At 63.8% G+C, this 24,577-nt stretch carries 23 protein-coding genes and 3 pseudogenes; 12 read left to right on the top strand and 14 right to left on the bottom strand.

Features of this window, described 5'->3' with window-relative positions:
* Positions 1-134 precede the first annotated feature (134 nt).
* The 3 genes from HQQ78_RS13945 to HQQ78_RS13935 form a co-directional block, all read right to left on the bottom strand.
* Entirely contained in the window at positions 135-431 is a 297-nt protein-coding gene (locus HQQ78_RS13945) for a hypothetical protein (RefSeq protein ID WP_173154165.1), read from the bottom strand.
* Positions 428-1,483, bottom strand: a complete 1,056-nt coding sequence (locus tag HQQ78_RS13940) for a zinc-binding dehydrogenase (RefSeq protein ID WP_173154162.1) — start codon at positions 1,481-1,483, stop codon at positions 428-430. Before HQQ78_RS13940 ends, HQQ78_RS13945 begins: the two co-directional genes overlap by 4 nt.
* 74 nt (positions 1,484-1,557) lie before the next feature.
* Entirely contained in the window at positions 1,558-1,773 is a 216-nt protein-coding gene (locus HQQ78_RS13935; RefSeq protein ID WP_173154159.1) for a hypothetical protein, read from the bottom strand.
* 141 nt (positions 1,774-1,914) lie between these two features.
* On the opposite strand from HQQ78_RS13935, the gene HQQ78_RS16475 reads away from it, so the two are divergent.
* Both HQQ78_RS16475 and HQQ78_RS13930 read left to right on the top strand, forming a co-directional pair.
* The gene (locus HQQ78_RS16475; RefSeq protein WP_371740432.1) at positions 1,915-2,400 is read left to right on the top strand and encodes a hypothetical protein; all 486 of its coding nucleotides are present in this window, start codon (positions 1,915-1,917) and stop codon (positions 2,398-2,400) included.
* Between the two features lie 189 nt (positions 2,401-2,589).
* Positions 2,590-3,066, top strand: a complete 477-nt coding sequence (locus HQQ78_RS13930; protein ID WP_173154156.1) for a hypothetical protein — start codon at positions 2,590-2,592, stop codon at positions 3,064-3,066.
* 27 nt (positions 3,067-3,093) lie between these two features.
* Here the strand turns inward: HQQ78_RS13930 and HQQ78_RS13925 are convergent, their stop codons facing one another.
* A complete protein-coding gene (locus HQQ78_RS13925; RefSeq protein WP_173154153.1) occupies positions 3,094-3,777 on the bottom strand; it encodes a hypothetical protein in 684 nt (227 codons plus the stop codon).
* A 9-nt stretch (positions 3,778-3,786) separates the two neighbouring features.
* Entirely contained in the window at positions 3,787-4,494 is a 708-nt protein-coding gene (locus HQQ78_RS13920) for a hypothetical protein (protein WP_173154151.1), read from the bottom strand.
* Positions 4,495-4,877: 383 nt separating this feature from the next.
* On the opposite strand from HQQ78_RS13920, the gene HQQ78_RS13915 reads away from it, so the two are divergent.
* The gene (locus tag HQQ78_RS13915; RefSeq protein WP_173154148.1) at positions 4,878-5,195 is read left to right on the top strand and encodes an Ig-like domain-containing protein; all 318 of its coding nucleotides are present in this window, start codon (positions 4,878-4,880) and stop codon (positions 5,193-5,195) included.
* Positions 5,192-5,932 carry a hypothetical protein gene (locus HQQ78_RS16470; RefSeq protein ID WP_173154145.1) on the top strand — a complete coding sequence of 247 codons (741 nt, stop codon included), beginning with the start codon at positions 5,192-5,194 and terminating at the stop codon, positions 5,930-5,932. The genes HQQ78_RS13915 and HQQ78_RS16470 overlap by 4 nt, the downstream gene beginning before the upstream one ends.
* A gap of 87 nt (positions 5,933-6,019) precedes the next feature.
* Here HQQ78_RS16470 and HQQ78_RS13905 read toward each other — a convergent pair whose 3' ends face one another.
* Positions 6,020-6,475: a hypothetical protein gene (locus HQQ78_RS13905; RefSeq protein ID WP_173154142.1), complete on the bottom strand. Its 456-nt coding sequence runs from the start codon at positions 6,473-6,475 to the stop codon at positions 6,020-6,022.
* 122 nt (positions 6,476-6,597) lie between these two features.
* Between HQQ78_RS13905 and HQQ78_RS13900 the strand changes: the two genes are divergently transcribed.
* Positions 6,598-6,735 (top strand): hypothetical protein, encoded by a 138-nt coding sequence (locus HQQ78_RS13900; RefSeq protein ID WP_173154139.1) that lies wholly within the window; start codon positions 6,598-6,600, stop codon positions 6,733-6,735.
* A gap of 366 nt (positions 6,736-7,101) precedes the next feature.
* Entirely contained in the window at positions 7,102-8,502 is a 1,401-nt protein-coding gene (locus HQQ78_RS13895) for a PIN-like domain-containing protein (protein ID WP_173154137.1), read from the top strand.
* A 25-nt stretch (positions 8,503-8,527) separates the two neighbouring features.
* Here HQQ78_RS13895 and HQQ78_RS16025 read toward each other — a convergent pair.
* Positions 8,528-9,030 (bottom strand): annotated as a pseudogene (locus HQQ78_RS16025) (transposase); the annotation flags it as partial.
* 237 nt (positions 9,031-9,267) lie between these two features.
* Here HQQ78_RS16025 and HQQ78_RS13890 point away from each other — a divergent pair.
* Both HQQ78_RS13890 and HQQ78_RS13885 read left to right on the top strand, forming a co-directional pair.
* Positions 9,268-10,572: a hypothetical protein gene (locus tag HQQ78_RS13890; RefSeq protein ID WP_173154134.1), complete on the top strand. Its 1,305-nt coding sequence runs from the start codon at positions 9,268-9,270 to the stop codon at positions 10,570-10,572.
* A 686-nt stretch (positions 10,573-11,258) separates the two neighbouring features.
* Positions 11,259-11,780, top strand: coding sequence for a hypothetical protein (locus HQQ78_RS13885; protein WP_173154131.1), 522 nt, complete (start codon positions 11,259-11,261; stop codon positions 11,778-11,780).
* A gap of 152 nt (positions 11,781-11,932) precedes the next feature.
* On the opposite strand, the gene HQQ78_RS13880 is transcribed toward HQQ78_RS13885, so the two are convergent.
* The gene (locus tag HQQ78_RS13880; protein ID WP_371740433.1) at positions 11,933-12,661 is read right to left on the bottom strand and encodes a TniQ family protein; all 729 of its coding nucleotides are present in this window, start codon (positions 12,659-12,661) and stop codon (positions 11,933-11,935) included.
* A gap of 29 nt (positions 12,662-12,690) precedes the next feature.
* Positions 12,691-13,017 (bottom strand): annotated as a pseudogene (locus tag HQQ78_RS13875) (DnaB-like helicase C-terminal domain-containing protein); the annotation flags it as partial.
* Positions 13,018-13,334: 317 nt separating this feature from the next.
* Here HQQ78_RS13875 and HQQ78_RS13870 point away from each other — a divergent pair.
* The 4 genes from HQQ78_RS13870 to HQQ78_RS13855 all read left to right on the top strand — a co-directional run bounded on the left by HQQ78_RS13870 (position 13,335) and on the right by HQQ78_RS13855 (position 17,013).
* Entirely contained in the window at positions 13,335-13,820 is a 486-nt protein-coding gene (locus tag HQQ78_RS13870; RefSeq protein ID WP_173154125.1) for a hypothetical protein, read from the top strand.
* Positions 13,817-14,992 carry a zinc-dependent alcohol dehydrogenase gene (locus HQQ78_RS16465; protein ID WP_173154122.1) on the top strand — a complete coding sequence of 392 codons (1,176 nt, stop codon included), beginning with the start codon at positions 13,817-13,819 and terminating at the stop codon, positions 14,990-14,992. Before HQQ78_RS13870 ends, HQQ78_RS16465 begins: the two co-directional genes overlap by 4 nt.
* A gap of 174 nt (positions 14,993-15,166) precedes the next feature.
* Positions 15,167-16,288, top strand: coding sequence for a glutathione-independent formaldehyde dehydrogenase (locus HQQ78_RS13860; protein ID WP_371740434.1), 1,122 nt, complete (start codon positions 15,167-15,169; stop codon positions 16,286-16,288).
* Between the two features lie 86 nt (positions 16,289-16,374).
* A complete protein-coding gene (locus HQQ78_RS13855; RefSeq protein WP_173154116.1) occupies positions 16,375-17,013 on the top strand; it encodes a DUF1345 domain-containing protein in 639 nt (212 codons plus the stop codon).
* Between the two features lie 242 nt (positions 17,014-17,255).
* Here the strand turns inward: HQQ78_RS13855 and HQQ78_RS16020 are convergent, their stop codons facing one another.
* The 5 genes and pseudogenes from HQQ78_RS16020 to HQQ78_RS13835 form a co-directional block, all read right to left on the bottom strand.
* Entirely contained in the window at positions 17,256-18,182 is a 927-nt protein-coding gene (locus HQQ78_RS16020; RefSeq protein WP_254065141.1) for a hypothetical protein, read from the bottom strand.
* A 609-nt stretch (positions 18,183-18,791) separates the two neighbouring features.
* Positions 18,792-19,166 (bottom strand): annotated as a pseudogene (locus HQQ78_RS16460) (TniQ family protein); the annotation flags it as partial.
* A gap of 50 nt (positions 19,167-19,216) precedes the next feature.
* Positions 19,217-20,290, bottom strand: coding sequence for a hypothetical protein (locus HQQ78_RS13845; RefSeq protein WP_173154110.1), 1,074 nt, complete (start codon positions 20,288-20,290; stop codon positions 19,217-19,219).
* Positions 20,287-22,407: a DDE-type integrase/transposase/recombinase gene (locus HQQ78_RS13840; RefSeq protein WP_173154107.1), complete on the bottom strand. Its 2,121-nt coding sequence runs from the start codon at positions 22,405-22,407 to the stop codon at positions 20,287-20,289. Before HQQ78_RS13840 ends, HQQ78_RS13845 begins: the two co-directional genes overlap by 4 nt.
* Positions 22,404-23,165: a TnsA-like heteromeric transposase endonuclease subunit gene (locus HQQ78_RS13835; RefSeq protein WP_173154104.1), complete on the bottom strand. Its 762-nt coding sequence runs from the start codon at positions 23,163-23,165 to the stop codon at positions 22,404-22,406. Before HQQ78_RS13835 ends, HQQ78_RS13840 begins: the two co-directional genes overlap by 4 nt.
* Between the last annotated feature and the right edge of the window lie 1,412 nt (positions 23,166-24,577).

Below are 24,577 nucleotides of genomic sequence, written 5' to 3'. Positions count from 1 at the left end.
ATCGAGCTTGCTACTCGGCTCGATGCATTCATACTCGTTCGCTCAGCAGAACTGGGCTATCGGTGGGGAATGCGAGTACGCAGACTCGGTTTGGGAGCATCTAATTACTACAGAACAAGCCCTCTCCACAGGGATCACGCATTGAAATGCTCCGGAATCATTCTCGTCGACTCAAACGCTGGCTGGAACTGGTGGTTCACAACTGCTTTTTTACGAGCCAGGGTGTTGGGCCAGTACATGCCGTCTGCCAAAAGGAGCCGACGAGATGATGTATTAGCGATTTCAGCCGCAAAGTCCACATTGGCGAACATTTCGGACCACAACCACAACCACAACCACGAGCCCAGCATGCGCATCAAGTTCTCGATCGCTGGGCTGACCTGGGCGAGACGCAGCATTGCGTGGCGAAGGAAGCGCTGACCCGAGATCACCCGTTCGGCGCCACCAGCACCTTCGCGCGCTCGGTCTCCCCGCTGTCGAGCTCGACGAGCAGGGCTGGCAGCTCGTCTAGGCCGGCCGTCCCCGTGATGAGCGGCCCCGCCTCGACCGAGCCGTCCGCGAGTGCGCGCATCGCGCCGACGAAGTCGGAGTGCGTGTAGGCGAGGCTGCCGACGACGGTCAGCTCGCGGCTCTGCCAGTCGCCGTACGAGACCTCCGAGGTGGTCATCGGGTAGCCGAGCAGGGCGAGCGTGCCGCCGCGGCGGACCAGCTCGGCGCTGGGCTGGAACAGCGAGGAGGCGCCGGTGCACTCGTAGAGGACGTCCGCGCCGAGTCCGTCGGTCAGCTCGAGGACGCGGGCGCGGAAGGCGACGCCGGGTTCGTGGACGTCGGTGAAGCCGAGGCGGCGGGCGGTCTCGCGCCGCGCCTCCAGGGGTTCGACGATGACGACGGCTCCGGCGCCGGCGTGGCGGGCGTGCTGGGCGGTGAGCAAGCCGATGGGGCCGGCGCCCTGGACCACGACGACGTCGCCGAGGCGCTGGCCCGCGCGGCGGACGGCGTGGAAGGTGACGGCGGTGGGTTCGACGAGGCCGAGCTGTTCGTCGGTGAGGCCGTCGAGGGCACGCTGGACGCGGCGCTCGTGGACGGTGACGTGTTGGGCGAAGGCTCCGTGGGTGGGGGCGTCGGGCGAGATGCCGTTGGCCTCGGCGAAGGCGGTGTCGCAGTGGTCGGGGTGTCCGGCGCGGCACATGGCGCAGGTGCCGCAGGGCGCGCCGACGCTGGCGACGACGCGGTCCCCCACGGCGACGGTCGTGACCCGGCTGCCGGCCGCGACGACGGTGCCGGTCCATTCGTGGCCGAACACTGCGGCCGGGATGAGCCCGCCGGACGCCCACCTGTGGGTGTCGGTGGCACAGACGCCCGTGTAGCGGATGCGCACCACGACCTGCTGCTCCCCCGGAGCCTCGAGGTCGACCTCGGCGAAGGCGACCGAACGCTCGGCGTCGACGGTGGCGAAACGGGTGCGGGCAGGCAGATCGGTCATGCCCACCAGGGTAGACGTGGGCGACAGGTGTCGCCCATCCGAGGGAGCGAGTACGACCTGTCTTCTCGTAGCGCTCACTCGCTGTTCTGGGATGCCTCATCCGGCTCGGGCCGCGTGGCTTTCGCGGGACGTTCGGGCCGTGTCGCCTGGACGATCTGCCCGATCATGAGCGCGACGAAGAGGAGCCCCCAGAAGACCGACCCCTCGGGATCGACGGCGTGGACGCCGGCGAAGAGAGCGATGACGGAGCAGTTCAAGACGACCGCCCACTGCAATTCGTAGCGTGACACGGCCTGCTCACCCGACCCGTCGGAATTCGTTCTCGAACATCGGCATCTCTCCTCTGATCAGAGCCCGCCCAGCACGAGCTACGCCCACCGTAGATCAAGCCGACATGTTACGCGTCTCATGACGCGAGAACCCTGCCTGGCGTGGCCACCGCGGGTGACCCGCTCGTGCCACTCGACCCCGCGGCCACCCGTCTCGAGGCTCCGGCCGGCGCGACGGTGGATGCCGACGGCACGGTCGTGGTGATGCCCGGTGAGGGACGCTACGAGCTCGACCGCACCGCCGGCACCGTGCTCTTCACGCCCGTGCCCGCCTTCACGGGACCACGGGGAGGTCGGGCCTGGTTCGAGTCGAGCCCGACAAGCCGTGGTCAAGATGCCCGTGTTGATCGTCAAGACCGAGCGCTGCAAGACCGTGATGCCGCGCCGAGAGATCCTGCCCCGAGGTCGAGCACCGAACTTGAGAAGGTGTCTTGTCGAACGATCATCCGGGCCACACCTGTCGGCCGAACACCTTGCTGGCGCTCACGACAACGACCGACTTCGCCGTTCACACGGGTACCAGGTGTCGATCTAAACGGCATTTATGCCCCTCATCATGCGACTGCTGCCAGAGCCGGTCGAAGCTGACCATGTCTCCAGGGAACGGATGGCGAGGAAGACAGCAGGGCAATTTGTCGAAGCTAGGCTTTGCGTCGTGAGAATCGCGCAGAGACGAGCACTGTGAACGAAGACTACGTGGCTGTTCCCCGCCGGCAGATCCGCGGGCGGCTTGTGACCCACGAGCCGTGCTTGTGGCTAGGGGCTTCTCTGGTCTTGATGGGACTGATCGGTCGTTGGACAACCCCGTTTTTTTACGCCGTTCCTGTCCTTGTTTTCACCGCAGCATGGGCAAGTCAGTTTCTTCCGCAGCGACCCCGGGAGGCATTTCTCACGAGGGGTCTCTATGGTCGAATGGCCGCCGCCGCGGCGCTTCTGTTCATCCCCGCGGGTCTGGTCTCGTTAGCTTTTGGTCCGTTCGTGCTGCCAGGGCTCTTGACGCTCTACGCAGGGATCACGGGCCGCAACCGTCGCGTAGCAATCGTTGGGGGAATCGTCAGCGCTCTCTCGCCACTTTTTGGCTACCCGGTCTTCCCCAATGCCTTCTACCTTCTTTCTGGGCAGGGACTGGGCTCAAGAGATCTCCAGATCGACAATTGGGTCAACGCGGCCGTGGTTATCCCCGCAGGGCTCATCCTGATCGCTCTGACTTGGCACTGGATGTCTCGTGAACGCCAGCAGGGGGCGCCGGCGTAGCCGACACCCCCTACTGGTTGAGACCGTTTAGTAGTCCGTAGCCCAGGCCTTGGCAGAAGTCACGCGAAGCGCCAGGTACATGTCCTCGCTGCTGAGGCCGTTGTGGCTGGTGAACTTCGCATAGGCCGTGGCGTACGCCTCGGTCGACCCGGTAGAGGTCGCTCGGTTGATCTTGACGGTCGGGGTAGTCGTGGAGCCGTACTTCACGTTGGTGCGGGGGTTGCTCGCCTTCGTAATCTTGGCACCGCCCGTGTAGCGCTGGTAGCTACCCGTGAACGCGATCTCCATCGTCCCGTTGCTCTGAACGATGGTGCAGTTGGAGTAGGTGGCGTAGCCGCCACCGTTGACCAGAGTGCAACCCTGAATCGCTGCCTGCGTCTGCACGACACCCTTCGGGAGCACCTTCGGTGCCTCGAGTTGGGTCACGAGCACTGACCCATCGGCGAAAGTCTCCACCTCGGCGCCGGCCACGGTCGCTGCCGAGACGGGTGATTTACCGGACTGTCCAGCGTCGAACAACTGGCCTTGTTCGGCCTTTGCCACGAGCGTGTCTTGCGTTGCCTCCGAGACGCCGTACGTGCTCAGCCACTGTCGCAACCCTGCTTCGTCCGATGACGTAGCCGCCACCGCAGGGGTCACGATCGCGGGTGCCAGCAGAGCCCCCGCCACCAAGCTGAGAACGATGAGGCGCGTGGATTTGGTCTTGGTCATGGTGATCTCCTACCAGCTCTTCGAGGACGAAGCTTTGTCGCCGCCGACTTTGGCGGTGAGGGTGGCCGTGAAGCTATTCGCACCCTGATACTGCGTGGTGGCTCGGGCGCTGGCCGGCGAAGCCGAGCTCTCGTTCGCCTTCGAGATGCTCAGCTTGGGGGTCTCCGCGGTGCCTCCACGCGTGTAGGCGTAAGGAGAACGAACGGCGTTGATTTTGTCGTAGCCGCTGGAGATAGCCGTCCAGTCCATACGGAAGGCCATCTCGAGGATGTCTGTACCCTCCGAGACAAGACAGTTCTTCCTCAGGATGTAGCCGGAGCCGCCCGTGGTCTCAGCGCAGCTGCCGACCGACTGCGTGCTCGCCAGCCCCTTGGACGGGGCCTTCGGCTGCTCGATTTTCGACACGCTGACCGAACCGTCAGCGTAGAAGGTGCGAGTCACCTCGAAGCCTGTCTCGATGGTCATCTTTGATCTGACCGGAACGGCATTCGGATTGTTGCTTTCCGAGTAGATGCCGCGTTCGAAGTTTGCGACCAAACGATCGGCATCCGCTTTGCTGACGCCATTTGCGTCGTAGAAAGCGTAGATAGCGGCCGTGTCAGACGTTGACGACGTTGTCGGAGCGGCTGACGCAGAAGTCGCTACCCCGCCAGCGACGAGAGCGATACTTACGGCCGCGCAAGCGAGGCCTTTGTGAGTGCGGGTGAATTTCTTCAAGTGATACTCCCCAGATGTGAGTGAGACGTTTCGCCTCACGCCGTACTGAACCGCAACGTCTCGCCGGGGAACCAGTCCACGCTTGTATGGACGGAGCCTGTAACCGTGTACACAGCAGCAGTGCGCTGAGGGGAAAAAATTTGAACTACTGGGAAAGTGCAGGGGGTACATGAACTAGGCGTGGGGTACAAAAAGAGTGGGACTTTAGCTAATCTCATCCCCGCGGGTGAAGCTCGGGCCATGGTTCAGATGAAGATCGCAACTCATGCGGCAGTGCTTACTAGCCTGTTCTGACAACCCGAATCGAGGACCAACCCCTCCAGAGAATCGACCATGCCCGCCCCATGGTTGGTCGTCCATCGGGACACCTTTCCCTGCCCGTCGTGGCCACCGCGGGTGACCCGCCCGTGCCGCTCGACCCCGCGGCCACCCGTCTCGAGGCTCCGGCCGGAGCGAGGGTGGATGAGGACGGGACGGTCGTCGTGGTCCCCGGTGAGGGACGCTACGAGCTCGATGGCACCGCCGGCACCAAGCTCTTCACGCCGGAGCCCGCCTTCACGGGCACGGCGACGCCGGTGCCCTACGTGGTGACCGACGCGGCCGGAGCGACCGCCGCCTCTACCCTGACGCCCTCGGTGACCGAGGTCGCGAGGCCCGACACCTCGACCGGCGAGCAGGGCACCCCCAGCGTCTCCCGGTGACCGAAAACGACGGAGGCGCGGTGCCAGTCTCCCCCGCCACCCTCCGTCTCGTAGGCGCGAGCGGCCAGGACGCCACCACCGTGGTGGTGCCTGGTGAGGGCACCTGGACGGTCGACGGCGAGGAGCTGGTCTTCACGCCCGAGCCCGCCTTCATCGGCACGGCGACGCCGGTGGCGTACCGGGTCGACACCGCCGCGGGTGACACGGTCGAGTCGACGGCGACCCCGACGGTGACCGCCGCACCCGTGGTGCCGCCGACGCCGATCGTGACGGTGCCGGACGTCGTCGTGACGACCCCGTCGGGCACCCCGGCAGCCTTCAAACTGCCCGCGGCTGTGTCCGACCTCGTGCCCGAGTCGATCGTGTTGATCCAGCCGAACGAGACGCCCACCACCGAGGCCACGACCGAAGACGGCACGTGGCAGGTCCAGCCCACCACCGGCCAGGTCGTCTTCACGCCCTCCCCCACCCTCGTCGAAGACCCGGCTCCCCTAACCTTCGCCGCCGAGCGCACCGACGGCACCGCCGTGACGGGCCGCCTCGCGGTCGACTACGTCGCGGCAGCAGCCGGTCCGGCGCCGACTGCGGCACCCGCAGCCGATGCTGCTTCTGCAGGTGTCCTCGCATGGACCGGGTCGGACGCTGGCACGGCCATCTTCGCCGTTCTCGGAGGGGCATTTGCTGTCGCGGCCGGTCTGGCCCTGACGATCCAGGGGCGACGCCGCACGCAGCGCTAGACGATCGGGTCGCGCAGTCGAAATACTTCTACTTCGCGTCCGCAGCGTGCCTCACGCGACTGAACTCTGGCGCCTCTCAGACACCCGTCAAGGATGAAATCGCGGCTCAGTCGCATAAAGCCCGACGGTCGCGTCCGTAAGCGTCATCGTGGGGATGATGCAGACGTTGGTGACGCCGGCCTGGAACTCACTGGTCAGAGCGTCGGGCGGCAGACCCACGCCGCCGTCGATCTTGTTGCGAGCCGACATGAGGATGTCGGCTGCAGCAGCGAACTGCTGCGCAGAAGTCATCTCGAGGTTCCATTCGTCGCAGCTCGTTTCGGCGTAGCTCTGGCTCCAGGTTTGCGCATAGCGAGATGACGCGACCTCCACATCGTCCGGCCTCTCGTCATCGTCGCCACCGACGGTCGAGAAGACACTGATGAGAACGATGACGCCCACCACCCCCAGGCAGCCGAGTCCTGAGATCGCGCCACACCCAAGGGGCTTCTTCGTTCCCCCAGGACCAGAGAGGTTGGGAGTGGGGGGAAGCTTGTCCGTCATGTCCGGACTCTATGGCTCCTCCGGACCGAATCGTGATTGCATCTCAGTCTCACCCGCCTTCGCCCAGCGATTCGCTCTCGACGACTGCTCGCGGCAGGCAGGCCATCGGGTTGCATCCGGCCGTGCTGCTGCTGCTGCTGCTGCTCAAGTACTACGGCTCGCGGACCCCGCAGGTGAACCCCGCGGGGGTCCACGCCCTCGAACTCGCGGCGATCACGGGCTCGGGGCTGCAATGCGTGCCCGAGCCCGACGCCCGCTGAGCAGAAGTGCTCGAAGTTGCCACCGCGGGCTTATTAGAGCGGGACGTGGCACAAGCAGCCTTCTAGCTTCCACCTGTGCCTCTTTGCCATTTTGGGAGCTGAACAACCAACTCAACGAGCACCGGCTTCCCTGGGAGCAACGGCCGGCGACCGGAACTGACCTAGCGCATGGCCCGGCAAGCCGAAAGAGCCAGAACGGGGGCACCCTCATGGATTGCCCCTCGGGACTTCCTGAGCCAGAGTGGGAAGCCGGGGGCCGATGGCGGCCTGCAATCGGGGGAAGAAGTTATGACAATTTGGGCTGGCTTCGAGGGTTATAAGGACCCCACAGAGGACGAGGCGCTGGCGCTCCTTCGGGATTCGCTTGTGATCGTCGACACAAATGTTCTTCTGGACCTGTATTCGATCCCAGAATCAGCTCGAAACCTAGCTCTGGACGCCCTCCAGTTCCTGCAAAGCCGTCTTTTCGTGCCGCATCAGGTCATGCGGGAGTTTTGGCGAAACCGTCAGGCGACGATCGCAGAGGCGCCAGTTCACACACAGCCTCTCGACGGTGTGCGCGACGAACTATTCGCCATCCTCAACTCACTCCGGCCTGACCGTGGCCGCAGCGATGAGCTTGAAGCGATTCGCAGCCAAATTGGCAGCACGCTTGATGATTTGCGGGCGCAGATCGACGATGCCCGTGGAGCACCTCTCGACATCAAGCGCATTCTTGAGGACAACAGCCTCGACCCCGTTCTGAAGCGCCTAGAGACGATCCTCGACGGCCGAACCGGCCCGGGCTTTGACAATGAATCCGCAATGGTGGAAAAGGGCCTGAAGCGCTTCGCCGAGAAGATCCCGCCGGGATATATGGACGGTGAGGAAAAGAAAGACCAGCGTCCGGAGAGGGGAACGGGCGATTACCTCTTGTGGGAGCAGGCCCTGGAATTTGTCGCGCAGCAACCGGAGCCTAGGTCGTTCGTGCTGGTGACCAATGACAGCAAGGAGGACTGGCGGAGCATCATCAAGAAGCCGCATAAGCGCGTCCTCGGGGTTCGGCCCGAACTCGTGTCCGAGGCTCTTGAACGCGTTGGCGCTCACTTCGTTCTAATGGATCCTCGTGACTTTTACCGCCTGATGGACACCATCAGGCAGGTGGACGCGGATGCTTCACGATCTTTGACATCCGCCCTACAGACAGTTTCGGAAAGCCGGACGCGCGAAGTGGGTGAATGGACGTTGCCTGCGTACCGGCAACTCCTTACGAATTTGCGGCGCGATGGGTACGACGCACAAGCTGACGTTATTGAACGAGCTGCGACATCGGGCGGCATGGCTCTGCGCAAGGACGTTTATGAGATTGCTGGGTACGCGGACGACCGCTCTCTCCGGCGTTTTTCAATGCCCGCGCGAGGAGCAACGCTCGCACTGCGAGAGTCTGGCGTTCTAGCCGGAGAAGTAGCCTCGCCCCTCGAAGCTGCCTACGACGGGCCAGGGAAAACCATCGGCTACGAAGTGCCGGAAGAATTCGTGCGCTTTGCAGCCGCAAGCCCACAGGTCGAAGTATCAAGCTATACGTGGCTGGAGGCGGCTGCAGAGGTTGCACGCACCGAGCCTGATCGAGTGTGGTCAGTTCAAGACCTCGTTGAAAGAATTAGCGATGCCGGTCTGCGAGACCTGTCCGGCGTGGCTACCCCTGCGGCCACGCTGGGTCGAGACCTGCGTGTTCGCGGCCACGACGACATCGAACAGGTTGGATCCGGCTATCGCGCACGGGCATAAGCGCACAGAAGAGGTTGCTGCCGATTCAGGTAACTCGTCTTGTTTGGGGTTTCCCGGCCGCTTGCGCGGTTTGTAAGTGAGCCATCTCGAACTCGACCGGGGCGAGTTGGCCAAGCCTTCACTGCCGCTTGGCGTGGTGGTAGGTCAGCTCGATCCGGGTCACGATAGCTAGTCGCGAGTCCCGCCGAGAGTGCCATAAGTGTCTGATTAGCACGTTGTTCTGCAGCAGTAAGAAGAAGGACTCCATGGCGGCGTTGTCCTGGCAGGCACAGGCTCAGCCCATCGACCCGGTGATCCAGAACTCCTTAAGTTGTTCGCCGAAATTTCTCGACCGAAACTTGGATTCGCGATCGGAGTGCAGCGTCGTGGCGGGCTGTGCATCGAGGTGACTGCGTAGCGGAGCGCGGCGACGGTCAGCTCTTCGGTCATCCTTGAGTCGATCGAGCAGCAGACGATGCGGTTCGAATGGACGTCTTTCATTGAGCAGGGGTAGGGCTTGCCTTCGTCGGTCCCGTGCTCGGTGATGTCAGTCGGCGGGTTGGCAGCGAACGTCGGCGCTTTGCTCAACAATAGGACGGTGATTATTGCGCCCATTCCCCACGTTTCGTACACGGCGGACCTCCAAGGAATACGAGGCGCGTTCCCATCTTCGAGAGCCTTCCCTGCATTCATTATTGAATCGGCTCCCCACGCGCCCCGCGACCCCGCGTCACGCGCTGAGCAAGTCGTGTGCGAATCGCGGCCAACGCTATCGCTTGGATTCGCGTGACGACCTGGACGACCGCGGATAACTTTGGTCAGGCTCTTCTCTGGGCGTTGACCAATTCCAGCGCTTGGCACCACCGAAAGGTGGAGAGCCTACGCTTACTTGATGGACCGCAAAGTCGCCGCCGCGTGTCTCTGGACCTGACTGTGCCGAACGACGATCGGCTACTTGTAGCGCCCAGCATCTCGGGGGCTGAAGAGCAGATTTTTGTGCCATTAGCACTTGTGCAAAAGGCGCGTCTTCAAGACTTCGATGCCGCATATGACGGAAGTACTCCGTTACCCATTGCTGACACATCTCTGAATGGAAAGTGCGCCGATTTGGCCGTCAGAGCGGCCTGGGAATTAGAGACGGGAAGGACCCCCAGCAAAGACGAGAAGCACATCATTCGTCGCATCATCTTCGGACGTGCGAGTGACAAGCTGAATTTGCGGGTAGCCAACTTCCTTCAAACTGGCACTTGGGGCGAGATTCATGCGGACATATCGGGCCTCGGAGCCTTGACGACGTCGCTACTCGAGAATCTCGCGGCCAACTTCATTCTTGCTGGCCTCGTACCAGCTGAGTCGCGCGGAAAACACGCAATTATTAAGTATTCAGCCCATTGGGAGCTGGTGGGGGTCCAGAAGACGGAACGATTCCCCAGGTGGGATCGGTACCTTTGCTCGCTCGGCTGGGGGGCATCACCGCTCGAGATCCAACTCAATGACATTGGCTTGGTTCCGGAGTCGTATCACCTCGAGGTACACGCCCCAAAGGGACTCTTCAACGAACGCCTGACACTTCAGATCGGGGAGCGCGTAATCGGCTCGGATCGACGTCCGACTGTGATCAGCCACGTGACTACCCGTCACGAAATCGATGCCGCCCAAGACTTGCCGGATACGGGAGTCGTGCACCTTCGAACTAATCCCACGGGCCTACTAGCGTGGACGACAGTGGCGGCGGTGTTCTCAGCGGTCTTCTTTTTGGTCGCGTCACTTCCTCCTGTTCTCGACAAGCTGCTCGACCCGAGCGCCCGAACAGGCACACCACTGTTTCTCTCGGCAATAGCGCTCCTGCTCGGGTTCCTGTCCCGAGATTCTGAAAACCCAGTCACGGGGAAAGTGCTCGGTCCTCTTCGCGCATCCATTGCTGTCCTCGCCTTGGAGTATTTCGTTTTGTCAGCTGGGGTGGCCATCGGTGTTCCGCTCGGGGTTGGCCGCTTCCTTTGGCCCATAGCGGCCCTTACGGCCGGCTTCCTGGCCGTGGTGTCGATCGCGGGTCTCCTCAAAAGTCGGGGGGTAACTGTAAGAAGTGAGTAACGCACCTTCCGCAAACCAATCGAGAGTACGGTCCACCGCATGAAGAAAAAGGAAGCGGCAGCTCCCCGGACGACGAAAGTCCTTGCCCGGGTCGTTACAAGTGAGGGTCGATCTCCTCGATCTGGCCGGGTCAAGGCGAAAGATCTAAGCGTGGCAGCAGAGCGCGTAAATTCTCTCTACCGCCCAAGCGCGAGCACCTCGGTGGCCAAACACATCGCCTCGTAAATCCAGTCTGGGCAAAGCACGCTGGCGGACGCGACAAATTCTCGTCTCGGTCGGCGTGGCGGGACGCGAGACAACCGTTCTCGAGGCGCGTTAATAGGAATTCGCTCACCTTGTCCGGGTCGCCAAGGACCGATAACTCGACATAAGCCGTATTGAAAACGAAGTATGCATTGCGCCCAGGCGCGTCCTGGCCTACTGGCTCTGCGACAGTCCGCCCAGCGCGGAGGAACAGGTCGGCCGCAGAGTCTGTGACACATTCAATGTCCGAAGCGAGGCACGACTCCGCACGTTGCCAGTCGCTCGCTTCAAAGTGGGCCTTAGGGTCTGCGGTACGAGCATCCGGCCTCTCGCACACGAGGACCCGGCCTCGATCATGCTCGGTCAAAGAGCTACCGAGAACGTACGCAGCCTCGTTCGCTACGCGCTGAGGATTAAAGTACTACGGCTCGCGGACTCACCAGGTGAACCCCGCGTGGATACACGCCCTCGAACTCGCGGCGAACGCGAGCTCGGGGCTGCAATGCGTGCCCGAGCCCGAGGCCCGCGAGGTGTCGACGACAGCAGCAGATGGTCTGGACTCGGGCACGCAATCGGGTCGCCGCCACCATCTCGTCTGCGATTTCCGCCAACTAGATCGTCCGACTTCGCGGCCCGACGGTTCGATCTGGACCTCGTTCGGCCTGTTCAACCTGATCAACGCGTTGATCTGGTTCGGCGTCCTGCGCCTCGTCCTGTCAATCGCGACGCTCGGCATCGACGTCGTCATCTGGCGGATGGCGTTGAACGTGCCCCAGAGGGCACGCGAGGGGCCAGGCGAGGAAGTCCGCGAGGACGAAACCGAGGACGTCGAGGCCTGGCGCGCGAGGACCGTGCCGACGCAGAAGCCCGATAGGAGTGAACCTCTTGGGCTTCTGTTGTTCGTGCTGCCGATCAGGAGCGAGTCTTCAGAACACCGGTACTGCACTGCAGCCAGTTCGTGCTGACGGGCTGGAGCGAGCGCGAAGTACGCTGCGGCGAAGCGAGGCATTGACACCGGGCCAGGTATCGAGGAAGTTGCGGGCACTCCACGGCGCCGACGCGTACTGGTCCGTCCGAGATGAGCGCTCGTAGGTGACGTCACGAATCACGGGAGCGATCAGGTCTTCGGCATCCGTGACGATGCGGTAGGCCGCTCCAAGCAGGGCCCCATGGCATAGGCGTCCTTGGGAGGCGTTGTCCCGATGCGGGTGCCCAGGTCGAAGAGGCCCTCGAGACCATCTATGGGCACGCTGGCAAGGTCTGCCACACGGTTGATGTCGCCGGCGCCCAAGAGCGCGATGGCCACTCCTCGAAGCGTCGATGCAGGTACGTCCGCAGACGTTGTTGCGTGTTGCGTCCATGAAGCTGACAGGCATTGCTGGGCGAAGAAAAGGGGTGACGACTCGTCAACGGCGGGTTCTGGCCAGGACTGCTCGAGCGGGTGCATGAACGCTCCACCGTCAGCGGCATCCGCCCAGCACAGAGATGGATCGCGAATTGACATCTCCCGGGGCGTCGCTTTAACGGGTTCTGATTGGCAAGCAGGGCACGCGTCACGAAGGATCGTCTTGTGCCGCTCGCACAGGAAGCACCACCAGAGGCGCCAGTAGGTGTAGAACACTCCTGGGTTCTCGCGGAGGCAGTCGGGGCAATAGCGGGTTCCGCTGCCGCGCGTCCAGTTCTTTGACTGCGCCACGTTCCCATTGGCGCGCAAGGCGACGAGGTCTTCCGGGAGATACGACATCACCATCGTCGGAACTATGTCGGCGTCAACTCCGAGGCCCGCTTGCAGATGCTGTGCCATGTCCCCGGTCACGAAGTTGGCGAGCGAGGGTTTGTGACGCACTAGTTGCGGCAGTTCACACCACGAACAACCTAGCTGGGCATGTCGACGAAGCGGGAGAACATGCCGTGGAAGGCGACCGTTATGGTGTCGGTGGGGCCGTTGCGGTGCTTGACGACGGTGAAGGCGGCCTCGCCCTGGCGGGGTCGTCCTTCTCATAGGCACAGGATGACCAAGTCGGCGTCCTGCTCGAGCGAACCGGACTCTCGCAGGTCGCTGATCGCAGGCTTCTCGTCGGCACGCTGCTCAGGGCCACGGTTCAGCTGCGACAGCGCGATCACCGACATCTGTACCGGCACCGCCGTCACCACCACCCTCAGCCCACGCGCGAACCCCAACACCTCTCGACGACGACCCTCACCGCCCCTCCTGCACTCGTGAGCATGGGCTACCCGGGCCGATCCGCCGACCCACCCCGCGCCTCCTCCCGGACCCCATCCGATCCACGTAACAAGTGACGGCCGGGCGGTGTCAAGGGTCAAAAATTCGTCTCGCAGCACGGGCCGCGCGGTGCGCACACTGGGGTCGAACGGGCGGCCGGGTGGGCAGATCCAGGGACCGGTCGCCCGCTCACCCGTCCAGAGAACTGCGCACTCGCGCGAACCGAGGAGGTCGAGATGAACATCACCGATCCGCAGCGGGACACCCCCGCTCCCCCGACGAGGAGGGCCGCCTGATGGCCGGCCGCCTGGCCGGCGCCGGAGCCGGCGTCGGCGTCGCCGCCGTGGCGACCGCCGCAGCCGCCGTCGTCGGACGACGACACCGCCGCCGCCCCGACGAGGGCGCCGGCTCCCCCCAGGAGTCCCGCTCCCGGTGGCAGGCCGTCACGATCCTCGCCCAGCCGCAGGACGTGCTCGGTGCCGACGACACCCCACCCTTCTTCGACGACCTCCGGGACACCGTCGAGGTGGAGGCGCGGCCCGCCCCCGCCGACAAGGGCACCGAACTGCGCGCCCGCCTCCGCGAACCCGCCTCGTCCGAGGACGACGCCGCCGAGGCGGCGAAGGAGATCCGCGTGGCGCTCCGACGGGCGAAGCAGGTCATCGAGGCCGGCGAGGTCCTGCGGGTCGACCCCACTCCCCACGGCGAGCGCAAGTCCACCCCCACCGGTGCCGTCGTCGACGAGGCCACCGACCGTGCCGACGAGGAGGGACTGCTGTGAGGGCCCTCACCTGGACCGGCGTCAACGAGACCTCGGTCGAGACCGTCGACGACCCGACGATCCTCAACGACCAGGACGTCATCGTCAAGGTCCACCTCAGCACGACGTGCGGGTCGGACCTGCACCTGCTCGGCGGGTACATCCCCACCATGCGGTCGGGCGACGTCCTCGGCCACGAGTTCATAGGCGAGATCGTCGAGGTCGGGTCGGCCGTCCGCAAGCGCAAGGTCGGCGAGCGCGTCGTGGTCTGCTCGTTCGTCGCCTGCGGCCGGTGCTGGTACTGCACCCACGAGCTGTACTCGTTGTGCGACAACGGCAACCCCAACCCCGCCCTCACCGAGACCCTCTGGGGCTCCCCCATCGGCGGATGCTTCGCCTACAGCCACGCCCTCGGCGGCTACGCCGGCAGCCACGCCGAGTACATCCGCGTGCCCTACGGCGACCACGGTGCCTTCCCCGTCCCCGACGGCGTCTCGGACGAAGCAGCACTGTTCGCCTCGGACGCCGCCCCCACCGGCTGGACCGGCGCCGACCTCGCCGGCATCACGCCCGGCGACACCGTCGCCGTCTGGGGTGCCGGCGGCGTCGGCCAGATGGCCGCCCGTGCCGCCATGCTGCTCGGGGCCGAACAGGTCGTCGTCATCGACCAGCTGCCCGAACGGCTCGACCAGGTGCGGCAGCACGTGGGCGCCGAAATCCTCGACTTCGCGCAGGACGACGTCCTCGCCGAACTCAAGGAGCGCACCGGCGGCCGCGGCCCCGACGTCTGCATCGAGGCGGTCGGCATGGAAGCCGACGGCACCGGCGCGCAACACCTCTACGACCAGGTCAAACAGCAGCTGCGGCTGCAGACCGACCGGCCCACGGCGCTGCGCGAGGCGATCTACGCCTGCCGCAAGGGCGGCAGCGTCTTCAGCCTCGGCGTCTTCGGCGGGCTCGTGGACAAGTTCCCGCTCGGAGCCGTCATGAACAAGGGCCTCACCCTGCGCGGGGCCCAGCAGCACGGCCACCGCTACATCCCGATGATCCTCGACCGCATCGCGGCCGGCGAGCTCCACACCGAGCACCTCGCGACCCACGTCCTCCCGCTCGAGCAGGGGCCCGAGGGCTACGAGATGTTCAAGTCCAAGGACGACGGCTGCGTCCGCGCCGTCTTCCGCCCCGGCACCTGACACCGTGCCCGCCACCCCGAGGAGGCGCGACCCACCCACCCGAGGAGGCGCGCCTCCCCGGCACCCGACGCGCGCCTCCCCCACCACCCGACACCGCGCCTCCGTCGCCCCACCACCGAAGAAAGGGAAGAGATCATGAGAGCAGTCGTCTACGAAGGGCCGAGGAAGGTGTCGGTGAGCGACGTCCCCGACGCCCGCATCGAGCGGCCCACCGACGTCCTCGTCCGCATCACCAGCACCAACATCTGCGGGTCCGACCTGCACATGTACGAAGGCCGCACCGACTTCGAGACGGGCCGCTGGTTCGGCCACGAGAACCTGGGCCAGGTGATCGAGGTCGGCTCGGGCGTCGACAAGGTGAAGGTCGGCGACTGGGTCGTGTTGCCGTTCAACGTGGCCTGTGGCCACTGCAAGAACTGCGAACGCGGCCTGACCAACTACTGCCTCACCGCGCAGCCCGAACTCGCCTGGGCCGGCGCCGCCTTCGGGTTCGCCGACATGGGCCCGTGGCCCGGCGGGCAGGCCGAACTGCTGCGCGTGCCGTGGGGCGACTTCAACTGCCTGCGCCTCGGCGAGGACGCCGAAGAACGGCAGACCGACTACGTCATGCTCGCCGACATCTTCCCCACCGGGTACCACGCGACCGAGATGGCCCGCGTGAAGCCGGGCGACCAGACCGTCGTCTACGGGGCGGGGCCGGTCGGCGCGATGGCCGCCTACTCGGCGATCCTCAAGGGGGCGAGCAAGGTGATGGTCGTCGACCGGCACCCCGACCGGCTCGCGGCGATCGAGGAGATCGGGGCGATCCCGATCGACGACTCGTCCGTCGACCCGGTCGAGGCCGTCCTCGACCTGACGATGGGGCTCGGGGCCGACAACGGCTGCGAGTGCGTCGGCTACCAGGCTCACGACCCCGACGGCGCGGAGCAGCCCAACCTGACCCTGAACCGTCTCGTGCAGTCGGTGCGGTTCACCGGTGACCTCGGCGTCGTCGGCGTCTACGTGCCGCAGGACCCGGGTGCGTCCGACGAGCTGGCGAAGCAGGGCGTCATCCCGTTCGACTACGGCCAGTTCTGGTTCCGTGGGCAGACCATGGGCACGGGTCAGTGCCCGGTCAAGAAGTACAACCGGGCCCTGCGCGACCTCATCGCCGGCGGCAAGGCGAAACCGTCGTGGATCGTCAGCCACGAGCTCCCCCTCGAGGAGGCGCCCCAGGCCTACGCGCACTTCGACGCCCGCGACGAGGGCTGGACGAAGGTCGTGCTGCACCCCGACGCCGTGCCGTCGGCCGGCTGATCCGACCGAACCCGATCCCGACCCCGACCGAACCCGACCCCGACCCCGGACCGGACCCGAACCGGCCCGAGAACCGAGGAGCACCGATGGACGAGCGCATCCTGTCCCCCCGACGGACGGGCCTCTACGTCGCCATCGGGGTCGCCATCGGCGTGGGCGTGGGGCTGGCCGGTGCACCGACGCTGGGCCCTCTGGCGGCCTGGTGCACGGCCGGCCTCATCGCCCTGGTGCACGTCTGGCGGGCCTGCTGGCCACAGGACGCGGCCGGCACCGAGCGCCTGGCGAACGAGGAGTCCAGCTCGCGCCTCACCGACGACGCCCTCGTCGTGGCGTGCCTCGCGAGCGTCGGGGCCATGCTGCTGGCGCTCGTCCAGGCACGCGACGCCAGCGACCCCGTGTCGGTCGCCACCGTCGTGCTGGGCATCCTCGCCACGATGGTCGCGTGGGCCCTCGTGAACACGATGTACGCATTGAAGTACGCCCGGATCTACTACGTCGACCACGACCGCGACGGCTTCGACGCCAAGCAGGAGGCGCCTCCCACCTACAGCGACTTCGCCTACCTGGCCTTCACCATCGGCATGGCGTACTCGGCACCGGACGTCGAACCCGACGACACCCGCACCCGTCGCACCGCACTCCCCCACGCCCTGCTGTCGTACTTCTTCGGCACCGTCCTGATCGCCACCACCCTGAACCTGGTGACGAACCTGGCGCAGAGCTGACGATGCGCGTGCCCGAGCCCGACGTCCGCGGGTGTAGGGTCCGCTCGCGCATTGCACGCCAGGTCCCGTAGTTGGTGGGGCTCCGCGATGGTTGCAAGAGTCTATCCGGGGCTCGTTGCACACTTTTGGCTCCCTTCAGGCCCGTGACCTGGCTTTTCTCGCCTAGTCGCCGCTGCCGAGGTTCGCTTCATTGGACGGCCAGCCGAGGATGAGGTGGTGAACGGGAGGCGCCCTGACCGACGCTACGAATCTGGACGCAATTGCTCCCGCGTCATGGGGTGCTGACGGTAGAAGTATTCGAAAGACATGCGACTTACGCCTGTGGCAGCTGCGATGGTGTCGAAGGCCTGCTTCTGACGAACAGCCGCGTAGACCGCCTCGCGGTGGGGCGTGACACGCTCAGCGAAGTTTCGCTGGACTTGTGTGAGGAACTGGTGGTCGGGACTCCAAGTCAAAGGTTCGCCCTCAATGCCCTGCTGACGGAGGAAATCTTGAGCTACGCCTTTAAGCACCTGTCGATCTTCGAGCGCCAGGCTGAACTCGAAAACTCGAACGGCCCGCTTGGACTCCGACAGTAGGAGTTGTGCGGGGGCCTCTTGCGACAGGGATTCTGTGATGACTTGCCAGAGGTAAAGCCTGGCCGCCGCGTACTGGCGGATGTGCACCCCGTCTAGCGGCCCGTGCACGAGTTGTCTCCATTGCTTTGGCGGAAGAAGGTCGTCCCAGTTCAAGTGCCGTCGACGGTTGTAGTCGATGGGTGCTCCATCGGCGTCTAGGTGATCGGCCAAATTGATGATGCTTGTGAAGGTCGCGTTAGTGAGTTCATCGAAGAGGGGAAAGTAGCTGCTGCGGGCTCGGTAGGTTCCGCTTCGTCCGAGCAGTCTCTCAAGCGCGTCGATGTGCTCGTTCAGAGACCCAGGCAGAAGCGTGGCGACGCTCAGGGCGGCACGAAAGGCGTCGTCAAGATGCCCACCCTTGGTTTCCAGCGCAACGGACCAGTCCAGGAAGAACCGTTGAGGCAAGAAGCGAGCACGCGCGGTCACAGTCCCTATCGATCTTTCCGGCCAGGAATGGACCGAGGGTGTTCTGTGGCGCAGCTGCTGAATCGGCGAAAGGCTCGTCAGGCTGCGTTCGATCTCATGGACGAGGTCTCGGCTCGCGGCCTTCATGTACCGAATCACCGAAGACCTTGTTCCCTCCCGGGAAAACGCTCGGGCGTATTCCACGACAGGCACGAGCAAACTGGAACGGTTGTCCTCCCCAAGACTGTCCAAAACCTGCGTCGCGTACGCCGCCAAGGCTCCAGTCATGAGTGCGTCAGTTGGGGGGCTAGTGCCCAGCCGTTCTTGGCGACCAGCCCCGGAGCCTCGGCGGTCCATCTGAGAAGGTTCCGCAGTCGCTGGCACGTCTCCTACACGTGTCAACGGCTGCAAACTCGTCAGGAGCGTCGCGTCCAGGGCCGACGTCTTGGCGAGGCGTTGGTAGTCGCCCTCGCGAAGGACAGCGATGCTGAGTGCTCGACAATCTTCCGTGAACTCGCGAACTTCTGTGTCCGTGTTGTGCTCGGCGGTCCGCGCGAAGATTTGCGATTGGGCGTGAAGGAGAGGGTGGTCGCGCTCGAGCGCGTCGGCGAGAGCGGAACGGAGGTCTGCGTTGCACGGTCGTCTGGCCCCGGCGTTCATCCAGCAGGAGAAGTTCGCCCGGACAGTGTCTCTAACGGCAGGATGGGCGGTTATTCGTTGCCCGCATTCGGGACATCCATCCGACAAGACACATCCGTGCCGCAGGCATGCGAACGTCCAGGTCAGCCGCCAGGACTGTTGCCACGCCCCGTCGTCTTCGTCGAGACAGTGTGGGCAAAATCGGGTGTGAGCGACATTTGCCCAAAGCGTGTGGTTGGCGATGTGGCGGCCATTCGGTTCGAACTCGACGACGCGGTGTCGATAAGGGGCCATGGTCATGAGAGTCATTTCGTCCAGGCTTAGCCCAGTGGCGACTTGCAGCGCCGACCCGGCGTGCGGGTTCAGACTGACGTCGAAGCGCTCGTGGGGACCGATACCGATGTGTCGAAGCAGCGCGATACGTGGGGCGTGGTGAGCGTGTGCGTAGCGTCCGATCCAGCTGTTGATGGCTTCCCCGGGCTGTGGCAGCACGCGGACGTTCAGGGGCCGGGCCGGTCCTGGGGGCTGTTTGTAGTGCCGGCTCACCACGGTCCCGATTCGGCCGCGTAATCGACGGTGATGCCATCCAGCAGCTCCTGGTGGACCACTTCGTCCGATGTGCTCGTGATGGCCGCGTACGTCATGTCACGGGCGAAGGCGACCAGGCTGCCCACGAAACCTCCTGTCCGTTCGTAGATGTAGTCGGGACGACCGGTGAGTACACCGCGAGTGGGTGAACAAAGCACGAGGCGCTTCTCGACGGACTTCAATGCGTCGACCCATTCTCGGCGTTGAGCATCTGTGCGGTTGTAGAAGGGGCGAACACTATGGGTTTTGTACCGGTGGGGTGTCTGCGTGCGAATGCGGGTCAGCGGGCTCCCTTCATTGAGAAGTTCCGTGTTCTTGCGGATGTCGGTCCCAATGAGGACGAACACTGCCGGCACCAGGGTCATGAGGTGCTTGAGGTAGTTGCCGGTCATGTCGGCTTCAGCAAAACGGTTCTTGAGGTTGTGGGTGTCGTCGAGCACGATCAGTTGCACCCCGCAAGCTATTGCCCAGCTGGCGAACTTCTTGGCGAGCTGGTGTGAGGTCGCGTCGCGGCGGCTTGCAGGTATTGGGTTGTCCGGCGCGAGATCGATCGTGTTCAAGAACGCACACCCGTCCCGGTTGATGGCGCGGAAGGTGGGCCGTTCGCTGAGGTCGATCCACACGACCGCGGTGATGAGGTTGCCCGCAGCGTTCACTTCACCGTGAGCGAGGGCATCTCGGACCAGTTCAAAACTGGCCTCCATCACGGCGGTGGATTTGCCCGTATTCGATTCCCCGTCTACCCAGAGGCCCCGCTTAGGAGCAACAAGTGGGCCTGGCTGGCTGCGTACTGTGGCCAGCACGTGCTCTTTCAGTCGGCTGCTTTCAGGTCTGAGGAGCATGAATTCAAGGCCCTCGTGCCAGAGGAAGCGTCTCTGGTTGTAGTCACGTCTGTCCGCGGCTGGGAGGCTGCGATAGTCCGCAAGACTTAGCTTCGGTGGCGGTGTCGCAGGGTCTTGAAGGGCCCGTCGGTGGAATCCCTCACGGGTCCATTTGAGGTCTTTCGAAGCGACCATAGGGTCGGTCATACAGAACCCTCGTAATAGTCATCGTCGTCAGTTTCTGATTCCGGGGCCAGCGCGGGCCGAGCCGTGGTGCCTCTCTCAGCGGTCGTTATCTCGCGTAGGGAACTCGAGGCACCCATGGCAGTCGGCTCAGCGGTTACGCGGAATAGCTCTCGAAAGCTGGGCGCTATGGACGCCCTCCGCCAGGGCTTGGTGTATCCGCTCATGCGCAGAAGGATGCGGTCGTCTTCGGCTGGCAGTTGTACTGCGTGCTCCCACTCATGGACGAGGGCGAGCATCGCCTCGGCGGTGTCGGCATCTCGACGAGCGACGTCCGTTCTAGGTCGGGGTTGCTCCCCCTGTTTCAGGCTGCGGCGCCTCATGGAATCGCTAAAGGGACCAGAAAAGCGGTCGCTGCCGGCCCACCTGAGGGCGTGCCATTGCCCAGTTTCGGGGTCTTGGAAAAAGCAGTCTTGCCTGTCTTCTGGGTTGTAGGCGATGGGCCATTTGCCCTGCTTTGACCGGTAGACACTCTTGGTCCTCACGTAGGGACGCAGTTCGGGACCGTTGTACTTGAGGCCTCGAATTTGGACACCGTAGTGCTGAATCGTGACCCACTTGACGGGGAGGAGATCGATGGACATGCTCGCGCTTCGACTCCCCATTCGCAGCCCAGAACGGGCGATTCCTTCTCGGAGTTTCTGCTGCGGCGACAGAGTTTGACCGGGAAACGCGAACGGGCTGAGCCCGGCATGCTGAGTGCGGTGGTACCAGGAGAAGTATTGGCGGACCATGCCGTCAAGCTCTTCCAGGAAAAAGGCCGCGTTCAGCTCCGCCTTCCGCCCGTGCTTACCTACCTCGTAGCCCTTTGAGCCGCAGAGCAGCTCGATGAGATCGGTGCGGATGGTTTTGAACATCCTCTCGATCTGGCCCTTATCGCTGCCTTTGAGGACTCGTCCCCGGAGGAGGCTGATTCGGTTAGCAGCGCAGATTGCCTTGACCTGATGTGACGTGAAGACCTTGCCGTTATCGGTGACGATTGTTTCGGGGCGAATGACCGGCATGCTGCTTTGGTCGCCGGCGTCTTCTCCCTCGTCCCATAGCGACTCAAGGAGCACACTGTCGGGCAGGCCCGCTGTTGGAAGGTGCACGTCAGGCGCGTACGTCCAGGCTTCTCGCCTTGGGTTGAACATGTCGTGGAAAAGCAAGGCGATGTCGAGGCTGCCGGTCGAGACGGGGCTCAGGCGCGCGGCGACCACGACTCTCGAGTACAGGTCGATCATCAGTGTCAGCTCGACGTGATGCCACTTGCCGCTGAATGCGCTGAGGGCGTGGACATCGAGGCGGGTGGTGTCGACGAGGAAGAATTGGCCGGGGCGCGTAGCCACGCATTCCCCGATGTGCTTCTTGGATCTGGACGCATTGCCTTCCTGGCGGGCGATTGTGCTCTCAAACGTGCCCGCGTCCTTCAGCGCCTGACTTACGACCTCGTAGCGAAGGGTGCGGCGGGGGATGTCAATCCGCTCGCCTGTGTCGGCCTCAATTTGGTTGAGGCGCTCCTTGAGGCGCGCGTGGAAGTTCTTCTGGCTGATGACGCTTTCACCGGTGTGGAGCCGTTCACGGGAGAGGCGGATGGCCTCTTCGGTATATCGGGGGGCGATGCTTGGAAAAGGGCGGTGGTTAGGCCGCTTGGACTTTCCTACGGTCTTGACTCGGTCGCCTTCGCGCCACGCAATGTACCGGTAGTACATTGTGCGCCGGCTCTTGCCGTACTTGTCAGCGAGGTAAGCCATGCGGTCGCCTTTGGAGACGTGGTCTGGATAGGAAGCCGCGACGTCCACGTCGACATCTTCCGAGACCACGCCCCGCTCAAACCACTCGAAGTCCCTGTCAGCCTCGGCGTACAGCTCTGTCATGGCGCCTTGCGCGCTGTCCCAGTCCGCTTGGGAAGCAAAGTACGGGTCGGGCTCCGGTTCGTCGGGATAGGTGAACCGGTTGTCCCGGTTGAACATCATCTCTTCGATACTCAGGGAAACAAGGCCGAGTTCTTCGAGGCGAACGACAACCACCATGCCGTCGCATTCGATGACGGTTCCTCGATGACCATCGACGGTGATGCTTGCTTTGGGGCGGATGATCATGACGTCCGCCGGTGGAGCACGCTGTGAACATCGAGGGGCATCCGGAGATCAACGTCGAACACGTGCTCCCAGATCAACCGGTCAATGGCCGGCCGCACCCATTCCCGAGGCACGTCGGTTTTCATCTTCTCTTCCAACGAGCCGTAGCAGTCGTAGTTCCACAGCCGTTGGGCGGCTTCGAGCGCCATGGGGTGCGCCGCCCCGGGGACGTTCATTCGGCTCAGCCAGTCCAAGTTTTGGAAGACCGCTAGGGGGAGGTCGTGCCACATCGCATGCTCCCAACCGAGGGTTGCGATGGCAGAGGCGAAGGAGTGCATCCGTTCCTGCTCACGCGCGTCGAATTGCTCCACAGGGCGGACGTTGACGACGCGGATGGTGCCGTCCCGCCGCAGCGTGAGGAAGTCTGGAACGTGCGATGGTCGTCCGGGTGCGACTCGAAACCGGAATGGTTGGGCAACAATTCGAAGGACCATCGGGTCAAAGTCCGCGGTGATGACGAATCGACGTTCATTCATCGACTCGACGGGAATGAGCGCGCCCGTCTTCTCGACCCAGCGCTCACCGATCATGCTTCGCTGACGCCGGTTCGAGTTGCTCTTGCGGATCGGGAAGCCCTCCAGGATGTCGTGAGCGTCGGCATCTTCGAGGCCAACGAGCCTCTTGACTGCGGCTGCATCCCGGTACGTGATCTGCGCCCGTCGCCACTCACGCGGGCCTGTAGCTCGGCTCGCGTCAGCTACTGGGCTTGGAAAGGGCACGGAGACTTGTCCGCCCAAGAGACTCAGCTCATTGCGACCCGACAGGGCGTCTACGTCACGGCCGGTCGTCACGTCGTGCACGAACGGGCCGGCATCTCACTTGGTTCGGCGCGCCCTGGGCACCGGAAGGAGGTGTGTCGAAGTGGTGCACCACAATCAGGCGTCCACTCTTGTAGGTGGAAAGAGCCGCCCGTAATCTGGCGTGACCAAATGTTGTCCACCCAGGGTGAGACCATCCGAAGAGAAGTAGGAATCTCTCCGTTTTGGTTGCCGAGCTGTAGATGGGTGGCCGCCGTTGCAAGACGGGTTTCCAATGCTGGTCCTCGCCCTCCGGTGTGCCGTCGATTAGTGGTGATCGAAGACGCTACCGAGTGAGATCTCGAGAAACAAGAGCCGCTACCGGCCTGCCCATTTCACGACCTGGCCAGGCTTTTTTTGGCTTTTTTCGTATCTCTTAGGATAGCAGGCAGCACCAGCTTGCCGAGTTCTCGATCGTCAATCGACGTGGCAGTGGAGCGAGAATGAAGCGAGAAACGCCAAGCGCGCTGATCACCCTGGACGCTGAGTCGCAGGCGGCCCTGGACAACTTCGAACGGTCTCTCGAGGCTGCCCGAAAACAGGTCGCGGCGATGCGCCAAAACCGCACGTCCGAGGATCTCATCCGGGCTCTGCGCAACGGCGAGATGACCGCAGACGCGGCGCAAATGCTCCTTGCAGCTTTGGCGCGGGCCGTCCGATCTGCCGGCGTCTCCCACCGCAAAGTTGCCGCGGAACTCGAAGCATCTCCTTCGACGGTTCTGCGATGGATGAAGTCCGCTCCGCCCCCATCATTCTGGAGTAAAGCCGACAGCCACCTCGCCCCTGCCGATCCACCCACCCGACTCTCCGATGGGCTTCGGAACGGGGCATGTTGCGACTAACGCGCCGATACCGAGATAGACGATGTCTACAAGAAGCTTGTGCGAACCTCGGCCAGACCGAATGAAGGGGGCAGCATAAGGTTCTCGACTCGACCTGTCCAGCCGTTCTCCCATTTCGACGATCGCGGGAGTGCAAAAACGGAGGAAGGTTGAATTCAACCGAAGCTCGAAGGTTGCTAGATCATTCTCGCGATGACAGGGTCTGCTGCCTGCGCCCGTCACGCACGGACGCGACGGGTCGATACGCAAAAGCGTCGACCGCTCAAGCGGAAGGTTCGTATGCGTACCTCAATGATGAGCGTCAACTGCCTGCGTACGGGACCCGTCGCCACTCGGGCCAAAGCGCGCAATGGCACCTTGGCCGTGCGGGGCGAGCGCCGCCGCCAACTGCTCCCGGTCTCCGCCACACCCATCCGACGGGCCATCACAAGCGACGTGAAAGCGGGCCAGTCACACAGGGCAGATGAGGAGAAGTTACTGGTACTCACGACG

Origin of the sequence: Frigoribacterium sp. VKM Ac-2859, from assembly GCF_013204925.1 — a bacterium.
Classification (GTDB): Bacteria; Actinomycetota; Actinomycetes; order Actinomycetales; family Microbacteriaceae; genus Frigoribacterium.
Note: the sequence above shows the minus strand (reverse complement) of the source record. Positions and strands in the feature narration are given on the sequence as shown.